We start from the raw sequence: 13,239 nt of genomic DNA on the forward strand, positions 1-13,239 counted from the left end.
GCAGTAGCCACGTGCTGGTCAACAACGTCGGCGGTGGCGTACAGACGCTGAGCTGACACCATGCCCCGGCGCCCCTCGCACCGGCACAAAAAAGCCCCGTCAAAACGGGGCTTTTGCCATAGCAAGGTCGCTCTTAGAAGGGAATCTCGTCGTCGAAGTCGTCGAAGCTGTCCGGGTTGGGCGCGCCGTAGCTTCCGCCCTGCTGGCCCTGCTGCGGCGGGTTTTGCGGCGCCGGCTGCTGTTGCTGCTGGCCGGGGTGGCCCTGCTGCGGCTGAGGCGCGGGCTGCTGGGGCTGCCCGCCGCCCTGCTGGGGCTGATACCCCTGCTGGCCGCCCATACCGCCACCGCCGCGAGAGTCAAGCATCTGCATGTCGTTGCACACCACCTCGGTGCTGTAGCGGTCCTGGCCGTTTTGGTCCTGCCATTTGCGCGTTTGCAGCCGCCCTTCGATGTAGACCTTGGAGCCCTTGCGCAGGTACTGCTGGGCGATCTCCGCGGTCTTGCTGAACAGCACGATGCGGTGCCACTCGGTACGCTCCTGGCGCTGTCCGCTCTGGCGATCCATCCACGTGTCCGTGGTCGCCAGATTGAGGTTGGCCACAGCCGTCCCCGAGGGCGCAAAACGCACCTCGGGATCCTGGCCGAGGTTGCCGATAAGAATAACTTTATTGATACCGCGAGCCATCAGATGCTCCTTGATGCGTCAGTAAGGGTGTCAGCCGGCGTCGCCGGCATCACGGGAATGTGTTGCCGCCGCCGGCAACAGCCGGGAAAGCGCCGCTTCGTCGAGGGTCTGACGATTGACCTTGAGATAGGCGACGCGCTCCTCGGGTGCCAGCATCACGTCCTCAACGCCGGCCACCTGAGCGAGGCGCTCGAGCAGCGCGTCCAGCGTTTCCGCCGGCGCCTCGTCAAGCGCTACCACTTCGCTTGCCAGGGGCGGCGGCTTGGGCATGGACCACATGATAGCCCACCAGGCAAGCGCCAGCGCCGCGCAGCCCAAAAATACGGCGTTGAGCCCAAAGGCGCTGGACAGCCAGCCGCCCAGGGTACCGCCGAGAAAAGCGCCCAGAAACTGCCCGGTGGAGTACACGCCCATGGCGGTCCCCTTGGCGCCCGCCGGCGCCAGCTTGCTGAGCATGGAGGGCAGCATGGCTTCGAGCAAATTAAAGCCGGTGAAAAACGTAAGCAGCAGCACAAACAGCCCCACCCCGTGGGACAGCGGCAGTCCCAGCCCGGCGAGGCTCAGCGTAATGACACCGATAGCCAGCAGGCAGACGGGCTTCATCAGCTGCTTCTTTTCCGCCACGATCACCAGCGGAATCATCAGCACAAAGGCCCCACCCATGATCAGCAGATACGCAAGGCCATGCCAGGACGCCTCGATGCCCGCGTCCACCAGCCGCAGCGGCACGGCGACAAAGCTTGCCATCAGCGTCAGGTGCAGGGCAAAAATCGACAGGTCGATACGCCACAGGTCCGGGCGAACAAGCACGCGCTTGAGCTGCCCTCGGTCCATGCCCACGTCCTGGTGTTTCACCCGGCGCGGCGCTGCCGGCACCCAGCGCCACAGCACAAAGAGCCCCACGGCGGTGAGTCCGGTGGTAAACCAGAACACGCCGGAAAGCCCGGCCTTGGCGGCAAGCCAGGGGCCCAGCGCCATGGCTACGGCAAAGGCAATGCCGATGGAAAGCCCAATGGTCGCCATGGCGGCGGTGCGCACCTGCTCCCGGGTCTGGTCGGCCAGAAGCGCCATGATCGCCGCCGCCACCGCCCCGCTGCCCTGCAGCGCGCGCCCGGCAATAATGCCGGTGATGGAATCGGCCAAGGCGGCCACCGCGCTGCCCAGCGCGAACAGCACCAGGCCCACGGCGATGATGCGCTTGCGCCCGAAGCGGTCGGATAAAAGCCCGAAAGGAATCTGCAGGCAGGCCTGAGTCAACCCGTAAACGCCCAGCGCCACGCCCACCAGCAGCGGCGTCGAGCCGGCCAGCTCGTCGGCATAAAGCGCCAGCACCGGCAGCACCATGAAAAGCCCCAGCATGCGCGACGCGTAGAGCCCCGCCAGGCCGCTGATGGCGCGGCGCTCGGAAGGTAGAAGCAGTGCAGAAACCTTGGCCATAGAGCCTCAACGTTGATACATCGGGTGCGACCGTCACGGTTCCACGTCAACGGCGCGCAAAAAGAAGAAAAGCGCTCCATTCTAGCGCGCTTCGCCGTCGCTGAAAACGCCGTCCGAAGACAAGCGCGCTTTGCCCCCGGGGCTCGGCAAACCGTATACTTGATCTTTTGCCGCGCGTAAATGAGGTATTGATGGAAAGCATTCTGGTCAGGGGCGCCCGCACCCACAACCTCAAGCAGATCGACGTGACCCTGCCCCGAGACAAGCTCATCGTGGTCACCGGGCTTTCCGGCTCGGGCAAGTCGTCGCTGGCGTTTGACACGCTTTACGCCGAGGGCCAGCGCCGCTACGTGGAGTCGCTTTCCACCTACGCGCGCCAGTTCCTGTCGATGATGGAAAAGCCCGATATCGACCATATCGAAGGGCTGTCCCCGGCGATTTCCATCGAGCAGAAATCCACCTCGCACAACCCGCGCTCCACCGTGGGCACCATCACCGAAATCTACGACTATCTGCGCCTGCTGTTCGCCCGGGCGGGTACGCCGCGCTGCCCCGAGCACGGCGAGGACCTCGAAGCCCAGACCGTCTCGCAGATGGTCGACCAGGTGATGAATCTGGAAGCCGGCACCAAACTCATGCTGCTCGCCCCGGTGATCAAGGGCCGCAAGGGCGAGCACCTGCAGCTTTTGGCCGAGCTGCGCGCCCAGGGGTTTGTGCGCGTGCTGATCGACGGCCAGGTGCTGGAGCTTGACGACATCGCCCCGCTGGACAAGCGCAAGAAACACGACATCAGCGTCGTCGTTGACCGCTTCAAGGTCCGCGACGATATCGCCCAGCGGCTGGCGGAATCCTTCGAAACGGCGCTGTCCCTGGCCGACGGCACGGCGATGATTCGCTACATGGACGGCGACGCAGAAGACCTGGCGTTTTCCTCGCGCTTTTCCTGCCCGGTATGCGGCTATTCGCTGGCCGAGCTCGAGCCGCGGATGTTTTCGTTCAACAACCCCGCCGGCGCGTGCAGCGGCTGCGACGGGCTCGGGGTGCAGCAGTACTTCGACGCCAACAAGCTCGTAAGCCACCCGGAGCTTTCGCTTGCCGAAGGCGTGATCAAGGGCTGGGACCGGCGCAACGTCTACTACTTCACCCAGCTCAAGTCGCTGGCGGATCACTACGGCTTCCCTCTGGAAACCCCGTGGCAGAAGCTGACCTCGGGCGAGCGCGACATCATCCTCAACGGCACCGGGCGCGAGCCGGTACCTTTTGTCTACGCCAACGATCGCGGGCAAAAGATCACCCGGGAGCACCCGTTTGAAGGCGTGCTGCCCAACCTCAGGCGCCGCTACCATGAAACCGAGTCCAGCATGCTGCGCGAGGAGCTTGCCCGCTACGTGACCGCCAGCGCCTGCACCCAGTGCCACGGCACCCGGCTGCGCCGGGAGTCGCGCCACGTCTTCGTCGACGGCCGCACCATCGCCGACGTGGTGCGACTGCCCATCGGTGAGTCCTGGGACTACTTCTCCCGCCTGGCGCTTTCCGGCCAGCGCGGCGAGATCGCCGCGCGCATTGTGTCCGAGATCCACTCGCGGCTGGAGTTTCTGGTCAACGTGGGTCTTGATTACCTCAACCTCGAGCGCAGCGCGGATACGCTCTCCGGCGGCGAAGCCCAGCGCATCAGGCTTGCTAGCCAGATCGGCGCGGGGCTGGTGGGTGTGATGTATATCCTCGACGAGCCTTCCATCGGGCTGCACCAGCGCGATAACGACCGCCTGCTGAGAACCCTCGAGCGGCTGCGCGACCTGGGCAATACCGTGATCGTGGTCGAACACGACGAAGAGGCCATTCGCCGCGCCGACCACGTGCTGGACATCGGCCCCGGCGCCGGCGTTCACGGCGGCGAGGTGGTCGCCCAGGGCACGCCGGACGAGGTGACCCATACCCCGGGCTCGCTCACCGGTCAGTACCTGCGCGGCGAGCGCGAAATCGCCGTGCCCCAGTACCGCATTCCCGGTAACCCGGAAAAGCAGCTGGTGCTGGCCGGCGCCAGCGGCAACAACCTGCAGGACGTTACGCTTACGCTGCCGCTGGGCTGCTTTGTCTGCGTCACCGGGGTCTCGGGCTCGGGCAAGTCGACGCTGATCAACGGCACCCTGATGCCCATTGCCGCCCGGGATCTGAACCGCGCCACCACCCTGACCCCGGCGCCGTACCAGACGCTTGACGGGCTCGACCAGCTGGACAAAGTCATCGACATCGACCAGAGCCCCATCGGGCGCACGCCGCGCTCCAACCCGGCCACCTACACCGGGATTTTTACCCCCATCCGCGAGCTGTTTGCCGGCACCCACGAAGCCCGGGCGCGGGGCTACAAGCCCGGGCGCTTCTCGTTCAACGTCAAGGGCGGGCGCTGCGAGGCCTGCCAGGGTGAAGGCATGATCAAGGTGGAGATGCACTTCCTGCCGGATATCTACGTGCCCTGCGACGTGTGCCAGGGCAAGCGCTACAACCGCGAAACCCTGGATATCCACTACAAGGGCAAGACCATCGACGAGGTGCTGAAAATGACGGTGGAAGAAGCGCTGGCATTCTTCAGCCCGGTACCCGCCATTGCCCGCCGGCTGCAGACGCTTGTCGACGTCGGGCTTTCCTACGTCAAACTGGGGCAAAGCGCGACCACGCTCTCCGGCGGCGAGGCCCAGCGGGTGAAGCTCGCCCGGGAGCTGGCCAAGCGCGATACTGGACAAACCTTGTATATCCTCGACGAGCCCACCACCGGGCTGCACTTCGAGGATATCCGCCAGCTGTTGGTGGTGCTCCACCGCCTGCGCGACCACGGCAACACCGTGCTGGTGATCGAACATAACCTCGACGTGATCAAGACCGCCGATTGGCTGATCGATCTGGGGCCCGAGGGCGGCGCCGGCGGCGGCCGTATCATCGCCGAGGGCACGCCGGAGCAGGTGGCCAGGGTGGAAGCTTCTCACACCGGGCGCTTTCTGGCGCCGATGCTTGCGCGCGCCGCCGCCGGAAAAACGGCAAAAAAGGCGACGGCAACAAAATAGCGCCCCGCAGGGCGCTAGGCGTTAGCTAGCTGTAACGGGCTCTTTCGCCGGCAAGAACGGATAGTCGGTATAGCCTTCCGCGCCGCCGCCGTAGAAGGTGGCGGAGTCGGGCTCATTGAGCGCCGCCCCCTGGCGAAAGCGCTCGACCAGGTCAGGATTGGCGATGTACGAGCGGCCGATGGCCACGGCGTCGGCGAGACCTGCGTCGATAATTTGCTCGGCGCGCTCGGCGTCGTAGTGGCCGCAGAAAATCAGGCCGCCGCCAAAACGCTCGCGCAGACCCCGGCGGAACTCCTCAGAAAGGGTAATATCGCCGCCGGCCCAGTTGGGCTCGTTGATGTGCAGGTAGGCAAGCCCCCGGGCGGAAAGCTGCTCGGTCAGGTAAAACGCCATGGCCTCGGGCTCATCGTCGGTCAGGCCGAAGATTTCGATGAACGGCGACAGGCGAACGCCTACGCGCTCGGCGCCGAACACCTCCACCACGGCATCGACCACTTCCAGCGGGAAACGCGCGCGATTTGCAAGCGAGCCGCCGTAGCGGTCTGAGCGCTGGTTGCTGCCGGTGGCGAGAAACTGGTTGAGCAGGTAGGCGTTGGCCGCGTGGACTTCCACCATGTCGAACCCGGCGCGCCGGGCGCGCACCGCGGCCTGGCGGTAATCGTCCACGACCTCGGCAAGCTCGTCGGTTTCCAGCGCCCGGGGCGTGCTGGTGGGGTGGCGCCCGGCGCTGCCGTCGTCAAACTCCACGAAGCACTGGGCACCCTCGCCCTTGAGCGCGCTGGGCGCGACCGGCGGCTGGCCGTCCGGTTGCACCATCTCGTGGGAGACCCGGCCCACGTGCCACAGCTGCAGCGCCATACGCCCGCCCTTGGCGTGCACCGCGTCGACCACGTCTTTCCAGCCGGCTTCCTGGGCGTCGGTCCAGATGCCCGGGGTATACACATAGCCCCGGGCGGTGGGCGAGATATTGGTCGCTTCGCTGACGACCAGCCCGGCGCCGGCGCGCTGGCCATAGTAGGTCTGCTGCAGCGGGCCGGGGACGCTGTCCGGCGTACGCGCCCGGGTCAGCGGCGCCATGAGAATACGGTTGGGCAGCGTCAGGCTGCCCAGATTAACCGGCGTGAGTAGCGTTTCGTGTGCCATCAGGCATCCTTGAACAGAAAGTAAAACGGGCTCAGTCGTGGGCTTACAGCTTCACCAGCATCTTGCCCTGGTTGGCCCCGGAGAACAGCGCGAGAAAGGCGTCGGGCAGGCTTTCGAGCCCTTCCTTGACGGTTTCCCGGTAGTCGATTTCGCCGCTGGCCACCCGAGGGCCGAACTCGTTGACGAAGTCGGTGTGATGCTCCCAGTGGTCAAACACGATAAAGCCCTGCATGCGTGCGCGGCGGATCAATATCATCGCCAGATTGCCGGGGCCGGCGGCCGGGGCGTCATCGTTGTAGCGGGCAATCATGCCGCACACGGCGATGCGCGCGCCGACGCGCAGGTTATTCAGCGCGGCTTCGAGACAGTCGCCGCCGACGTTTTCGTAGTAGACGTCAAAGCCCTCGGGGCAGGCCTCCTTCAGCGCTTTGCTCAGCTCGGCGGCGTTTTTGCCCTTGTAGCTGACCGCCTTCACGCCCTGAGACTCAAGCCAGTCGAGCTTATGCTGGTCGCCGGCGATGCCGACCACGGTGCCGCCGTTGGCCTTGGCTAGCTGTACGGCGAGCGAGCCCACCGCGCCGCTGGCCGCGCTCACCAGTACGTTGTCGCCTTTTTGCATGTCGGCGATCACGTTGAGCCCCACCCAGGCGGTGGTGCCGGGCATGCCCAGCACGCCGAGATACGCCTGCTCGGGCACGTCGAAGTCGGGCAGCGGCTCGACCTGCTCCGCCGGCAGCTGGGCAATATCCCGCCAGCCGGCCATGTGGCTCACCTTGTCGCCGACCTTGAAGCGCGCATCCCGGGATTCGATCACTTCACCCACGGCGGCGCCTTCCAGGGGCTCACCGAGGACAAACGGCTCGATATAGGTAGTCACGCCGTCCATCCTGCCGCGCATGTACGGATCCACCGACAGCCAGGAATTGCGGATGCGCACCTCGCCCTCGGCGAGCGCGCCAAGCTCGCGCTGCTCCAGTGCAAACAGCTCCCGGGACGGCAGCCCCTGGGGGTGTTCATGGATGGTGTAGTAGCGGCTTTGCATGATGCACTCCTCAAATGAAGGATCGGTGCCGGATCAGCGGGCACCAGAAAAGTAGCAAGCTAATGGTATGCCCGGCGGCGGCCAAGCGCCAATGCAGACTATATACAGACGCCATGGAGAATATCAATCTACCCGGCGGTCCGGGCAGGCTATCGTAGTTGGATAAGTCCAGAGGAGCCGGGGACAGGTCGAAGAGGGGGTTCTACGCCATGGATGGCGTAGGTAGCGTCCAGGGACGGATTTATAGCGCCCCCTCGCAGACCTGTTGACGGCTCACCCCGGGGGATAGAGGCTACGACGCTGGCCTTGGCGTCCGCGCATCACCAGTTGAGCCCGATGCCGAGGTTGTAGGTGGTGTCGTTCAGGTCTTCGACGCTGTTTTCCACCCAGTCGGTTTCTACCGACATCTGCAAAGACGCCCACTCGGTGAACGGGTAGCGTAGGCCAGTTTCGGTGTCGAGCAAAAAGCTGGTGCTGCGGGTAAGAGCCCGGCCGGCGCGGCCGTTGGCGTAAACCTCGAACAGTTGGTCCCACAGGTAGCGGTTGAACTGCCACTGCAGCACGCCGGCCTGGAAGTTTTCGTCACCCTCGTTGGCGTACTCGTAGCGGTTGCGGGTTAAAAGCGCCGACAGCGAAAACGCGCCGCGCTCATTGTCCCACAGCTGGTACCCCGGCCCCGCGCCAAGGGAGAAACGCCGCTCGAGAGCCTCGTTCCAGTCGCGGTTGGTGCTCACGCGCCCCTGCCAGAAGCGCTGGGGGGCAAAAAAGCGCTTGGGCGAGTAGGCCAGGTGCCAGTCGTTCTTGCGCCGCTTGCCGTCGCGATACTCTCGGTGATAGTCGGCGCGCCAGTGGTGCCGCCAATGGCCGGTCTCGATACGCTGGCGCAGGTCCAGCTCGAGCTCCTGGGTGTCGGCGGTGCTGTGGTCGTACTCCACGGCAATATCTACCCCGCCGCTGGCGGTAAACGGGCGCTCGGTTGGTGACGAGGCGGCCTTTTCCTTGGCGGTCTCGGGGTCGGGGGGCTTGGGCTGGGTGGCAAACCCCAGGGCATTGGCTACCTTGATGCTTGGCGCCGGGGGCTCGTCCAGCACCACGCGCTCCACGCGCTCGGCATCAATATCGATTTCGCCGGCGTAGCCGGTGTCAATGCGCCAGCGCGTCGCCGTTTTCTCGATGGCCTTGCCGGTAATCCGGTCGCCGTTCTCAAGCCACAGGGTATCCGCCCACAGCGGCGACGACACCAGCCAGCAAAGCAGCGCAGAAAAACAGGGGGCAAACCCTTGAAAGGGCCTGGGGAAAAACGTCGAAAAGCGTGGCGGCATGCTGGGTCAGGCCGGTATGGCCCTACGCGGATCACAAATAAGGGTAAAGGGCGCCTTCCCCGCTCTCACAGGGAAGGCAAAGCGCCAAGGATAACGGTTTAGCCGCACTTGGACCAGCCGCAGCCGGCGTAGCAGGTGGGGCAGCCGTCCATCATGATCAGCTCGCCGCGACACTCGGGGCAGTGGCCGACGACCGCCGGGCCGGCCGATGCCGAGGACGCGTCGGTGCCGCCGTCGATGGGCTCGACCGTGCCGAGCTCGGGGGTTTCAGCGTCTTCGTCATCCGCCTGCCAGACGTAGCCGTTGGCCCTACGCTGGGCGTAGCGCTCCACCAGGTCTTCCACCGGCACCTGGTTGCCGTCCTGGTCGAGAAACCCGCGGCGATAGAGGATCTGCTGGATCGACCAGGCGATGGCCGAGACTTCCGAGTCGTGAAATACCGGCTTGCCGTGGCGATTCCAGCCGCAGCGCACCAGGCCCTTGTCCCAGGCGACCTTGCGCAGATCGGCCACCGCCTGGGTGACGTAGCCGCCCCGGGCGGCAAGCGACAGGCTGCGCATGGTGGCGGTGATCCACTGGTGTTCGCTGGACAGCTGCCCGGAGGGGAAGAAAAACTCCACCGGGCGCTCGATCACCACGCGCTTGCCGCCAACGGCGCCTTCCACCGGCATGAACGAGACCAGCAGGTAAACCTTCTTGCGCCCTTCGGCGCCGACGTAGGAAATCTTCTCCGAGACGGCTTCAAGCGTCCCCTCCGGACGCGACGGTATACGCACGGTCAACGGGTTCTCGTCCGGCAGCACCGGTTCGGGAGCCGCGGGCTCGTCCTGCTTGATGCGATAGCCCACAATTTTTGAGGTAATTTCAACGGCCATGATGTTCTCCACTCAACAGCGAGGTCTTAATGACGGACACGAAATGACGCCCGGGACTCAGCTCAGGGCTCTGCCCGGGCGCAAGGCGCTTACCACTTGCCGTAAGTGCCTTCCTTCAGCGCATCAAACAGGTTGGCGGCGTTATGCTCTTCGCCATCGTAAATCACCGTGTCGTTGCCGTTAAGCTCGACGGTTTCGCCGTTTTCCAGCTCAAACTCGTAGGTGGTGCTCTTCAGGTCGTCCTCGCGCACCAGCACGCCCTGGAACGCCTCCGGGTTGAAGCGGAAGGTGGTGCAGCCCTTCAGGCGGCTTTCATAGGCCTGCAGATACAGGTCCTGGAACTGCTCGAAGGGAAACTCCGTGGGCACGTTCACCGTTTTCGAAATCGCGGAATCCACCCACTGCTGGGCCGCGGCCTGCACCGCCACATGCTGCTCGGGGGTAACGCTGTCGGCGGTGATGAAGTAGCCCGGCAGATCGCTTTCTACCGCGTCGGCGGCGATGAAATGGCGATAGGCGGCAAGCTCGAACGACACCACCTCGACCTGCTCCTTGGTTTTCTTGCCCGTCTGGATGACGTTGCGGTAATAGCGGTGTGAGAACGACGGCTCGATACCGTTGGAGGCGTTGTTACCCATGGACAGCGAGATCGTGCCGGTGGGCGCAATCGAGCTGTGGTGGGTAAAGCGCGCGCCGTGCTCGGCAAGCGCCGTAACCAGCTCGGGCTCGTGCTCCGCTACCTTGGCCATGTAGGCGCTATAGCGGGCATGGAGAATGCGTCCGGGCACCTTGTCGCCGACCTCGTAGCCGTCCTTTTTCAGCTGCGGACGCTCGCGCAGCATCCGCGGCGTGAGCGTGTGCTCTTCTTCCAGCACCGGCGCCATGCCCTTCTCCCGGGAGAGCTCCAGCGCCTGCTTCCAGCCCTCGATGGCGAGATGGCGGCTGACCTCTTCGGTAAACGCGAGCGACTCCTTGGAGCCGTAGGGAATCTTGAGCATGGTGAGCGTCGAGCCCAGCCCCAGAAAGCCCATGCCGTGACGGCGCTTGGCCTCGATCTCGCGCTGCTGTTCGGGCAGCGGCAGCCCGGCAATTTCCACCACGTTATCCAGCATGCGGGTGAAGATCGCCACCACTTCGCGGTAGCGCTTCCAGTCAAAGCGCGGCTTGTCGCTGAAAGGATCGATGACGAAGCGCGTCAGGTTGACCGACCCCAGCAGGCAGGCACCCTCCGGCGGCAGCGGCTGCTCGCCGCAGGGGTTGGTGGCGCGGATTTCTTCGCAGAACCAGTTGTTGTTCATGCGGTTGACCTGGTCGATCAGGATGAACCCCGGCTCGGCGTAGTCGTAGGTGGACGCCATGATGGTATCCCACAGCTCCCGGGCGTGGATGATCTCGACCACGCGACAGGCCACCCGACCCTCGTCGTCCACGGTGTAGCCGTCTTCCACCACCGGCCAGTCGCGGTAGATGATGTCCTTGTCGCTGACGTCGTCCTTCTCGCCCGGATGCAGGGGGAAGGCCAGCGGCCACTCGGCGTTCTGCTTGACCGCTTCCATGAACTCGTCGGTAATCAGCAGCGACAGGTTGAACTGACGCAGACGGCCGGCCTCGCGCTTGGCCTGGATAAACTCGCGGACGTCGGGGTGGCCCACGTCAAAGGTGCCCATCTGGGCGCCGCGCCGCCCGCCGGCGGAGGCCACGGTGAAGCACATCTTGTCGTAGATATCCATGAACGCCAGCGGGCCGTTGGTCCCGGCCCCGGCGCCAAAGACAAAGGCACCCTTGTGGCGCAGGGTAGAAAAGTCGTAGCCGATACCGGCGCCGGACTTCAGCGTCATCCCGGCATCCACCACGGAATCAAGAATATCGCGCATGGAATCGCGTATGGTACGCGACACGGTGCAGTTGATCAGGCTCACGGCGGGCTTGTAAGCTTCCGCTCCGGCGTTGGATAGAATGCGCCCGGCGGGAATGGCGCCGTTTTCCAGCGCCCAGCGGAACTTAGGCAGCCACTGCTTGGCCTTGTCGCCCTCAACCTCGGCCAGCGCCCGGGCAACGCGCTCGTAGGTCGCGTTGACGTCGGCGTCCACCGGCTCGCTGTGACGGTCCTTGAGACGGTATTTGGCATCCCAGATCTCCCGCGAGGGAACCTGCAGCGGCACATCATTGGACGATTGAGCGGCTTTGGCAGCAGTACTCATGACGCAAAACTCCTTCCCCTCGCGGGCAGTACGATGAAGTAAAATGGGCGGCCATTATACGTGCTGGCGCGCTGAAGTATAGCCGACCCGAAAACCATATGAGCTATTTTTTTTAACACTGGGTACTATATATGGGGTTTGAAAAAATATCGAGCCTCAAAATAAGCGGCCAGCCCGACACACATGGCCCAGGCCCGGCAGAGCAACCCAGACAGCTAACAAGCAGGCAATAATCCAATGAAACAACGCAGGCAGTATCCGGCACGCGCGCAGTGGCTTGTAGCCGTCGCCATGCTGATGGCCGGCATGATCCTGGGCGGCGGCGCTCAGGCAGCGACGTTTAACGTAAGCGACGCAGAGGCCTACGGCGGCTGGCAGGCGGCGACGCTTTCGCGCAGTGCGGAAGGCCAGCAGGAGCGCCATTTTCGCGCGGTAGACACCACCAGCTACGGCGATGCAACCCTGAGCGTCAACGCCACGCCCGGCGTCTGCGATATGCCCTGGCTCGAAGTAAGGGTAGCGTTGGACGACGTCCCCGATGAGGCCGGGACCGCCGACGTGGTGCCCGCCCAGCTGCGCGTGGATGAGCGAACGCTGCGCCCGGCCGTCGCCGAATTTTTCACCGAGCAAGACAACGACGGCTTTTACGTACACTTTTATCTGAACGACCTTGTCGGCCTGCTTGACGACATGCGCGCCGGTCGGAAGCTGTTTCTGGGCTTTGAGCAGGGCGAGCGCGAGCCCTGGTACATGACATTCAGCCTTGACGGTGCCGAAGGCGCCGTTGACGAAGCGCTAGCGCGCTGCTGGCGCGCTAGCCAGCCTGAATAGGCAGCGTGCGTAATCGCGTTGCATTACCGCCGGTATGAGATTGCCACGGCGTAAAACGCCTCGTGATGCCCTCGAGAAGTCGCGTGGCGGTCTCTTTGCCCTGCTGGTAGCCACCAACCCCGAGATGGCCACGCTTCGCTCGCCATGACCCAGGGGGCCGCGATGACGTGGCGGGTGCGGTCCTCACAGCCCGCTACCGTCGTCGCGAGGAGCGCAAGCAACCAGAAAACGGGGGTAAACGACGTGGCGATCTCATACTTGCGCTGGCACTTTCCCGCTACGGTCATCGCGAGTCGCATAGCGACGTGGCGATCTCTTGGATGCGGGGGCACTATCGGCGAAACCCGAGATGGCCACGCTTCGCTCGCCATGACCCAGGGGGTCGCGATGACGTGGCGGGTGCGGTCCTCACAGCCCGCTACCGTCGTCGCGAGGCGTTTTAACGCCGTGGCGATCTCGTATGGGCGGTGGCGCCGTCGGCAAACCCCGAGATGGCCACGCTCCGCTCGCCATGACACAGCCGCACACAAAAAACCCGGCGCTTGGCCGGGTTCTTTGCGTATTGGTGCCTGACGATGTCCTACTCTCGCATGGGGAGGCCCCACACTACCATCGGCGCTGAGCGGTTTCACTGCTGAGTTCGG

The 13,239-nt window shown here is 64.5% G+C and carries 9 protein-coding genes and 1 rRNA gene; 2 read left to right on the forward strand and 8 right to left on the reverse strand.

Annotation, left to right across the window (positions count from 1 at the left end; genetic code table 11):
• Positions 1 to 133 precede the first annotated feature (133 nt).
• Positions 134 to 685 carry a single-stranded DNA-binding protein gene (gene ssb, locus RS027_RS07625; protein ID WP_311955676.1) on the reverse strand — a complete coding sequence of 184 codons (552 nt, stop codon included), beginning with the start codon at positions 683 to 685 and terminating at the stop codon, positions 134 to 136.
• Positions 686 to 715: 30 nt separating this feature from the next.
• Positions 716 to 2,122 (reverse strand): MFS transporter, encoded by a 1,407-nt coding sequence (locus RS027_RS07630; RefSeq protein WP_311955679.1) that lies wholly within the window; start codon positions 2,120 to 2,122, stop codon positions 716 to 718.
• A gap of 191 nt (positions 2,123 to 2,313) precedes the next feature.
• Between RS027_RS07630 and uvrA the strand changes: the two genes are divergently transcribed.
• Positions 2,314 to 5,181, forward strand: a complete 2,868-nt coding sequence (gene uvrA, locus RS027_RS07635; RefSeq protein ID WP_311955682.1) for an excinuclease ABC subunit UvrA — start codon at positions 2,314 to 2,316, stop codon at positions 5,179 to 5,181.
• A 21-nt stretch (positions 5,182 to 5,202) separates the two neighbouring features.
• Here the strand turns inward: uvrA and RS027_RS07640 are convergent, their stop codons facing one another.
• The 5 genes from RS027_RS07640 to RS027_RS07660 form a co-directional block, all read right to left on the reverse strand.
• Positions 5,203 to 6,324, reverse strand: coding sequence for an alkene reductase (locus RS027_RS07640; protein WP_311955683.1), 1,122 nt, complete (start codon positions 6,322 to 6,324; stop codon positions 5,203 to 5,205).
• A 43-nt stretch (positions 6,325 to 6,367) separates the two neighbouring features.
• A complete protein-coding gene (locus tag RS027_RS07645; protein WP_311955685.1) occupies positions 6,368 to 7,366 on the reverse strand; it encodes an NADP-dependent oxidoreductase in 999 nt (332 codons plus the stop codon).
• 320 nt (positions 7,367 to 7,686) lie between these two features.
• Positions 7,687 to 8,688, reverse strand: a complete 1,002-nt coding sequence (locus RS027_RS07650; protein ID WP_311955687.1) for a DUF481 domain-containing protein — start codon at positions 8,686 to 8,688, stop codon at positions 7,687 to 7,689.
• Positions 8,689 to 8,786: 98 nt separating this feature from the next.
• Positions 8,787 to 9,563, reverse strand: a complete 777-nt coding sequence (locus tag RS027_RS07655) for a ribonucleoside-diphosphate reductase (RefSeq protein ID WP_311955689.1) — start codon at positions 9,561 to 9,563, stop codon at positions 8,787 to 8,789.
• A gap of 89 nt (positions 9,564 to 9,652) precedes the next feature.
• Positions 9,653 to 11,764: an adenosylcobalamin-dependent ribonucleoside-diphosphate reductase gene (locus RS027_RS07660; protein ID WP_311955692.1), complete on the reverse strand. Its 2,112-nt coding sequence runs from the start codon at positions 11,762 to 11,764 to the stop codon at positions 9,653 to 9,655.
• A gap of 237 nt (positions 11,765 to 12,001) precedes the next feature.
• Between RS027_RS07660 and RS027_RS07665 the strand changes: the two genes are divergently transcribed.
• Positions 12,002 to 12,595 (forward strand): hypothetical protein, encoded by a 594-nt coding sequence (locus RS027_RS07665; protein ID WP_311955693.1) that lies wholly within the window; start codon positions 12,002 to 12,004, stop codon positions 12,593 to 12,595.
• Positions 12,596 to 13,162: 567 nt separating this feature from the next.
• On the opposite strand, the gene rrf is transcribed toward RS027_RS07665, so the two are convergent.
• Positions 13,163 to 13,239 (reverse strand): 5S ribosomal RNA (gene rrf / locus RS027_RS13530); the annotation flags it as partial.

This window comes from Halomonas garicola (genome assembly GCF_031935715.1).
GTDB lineage: Bacteria > Pseudomonadota > Gammaproteobacteria > Pseudomonadales > Halomonadaceae > Vreelandella > Vreelandella garicola.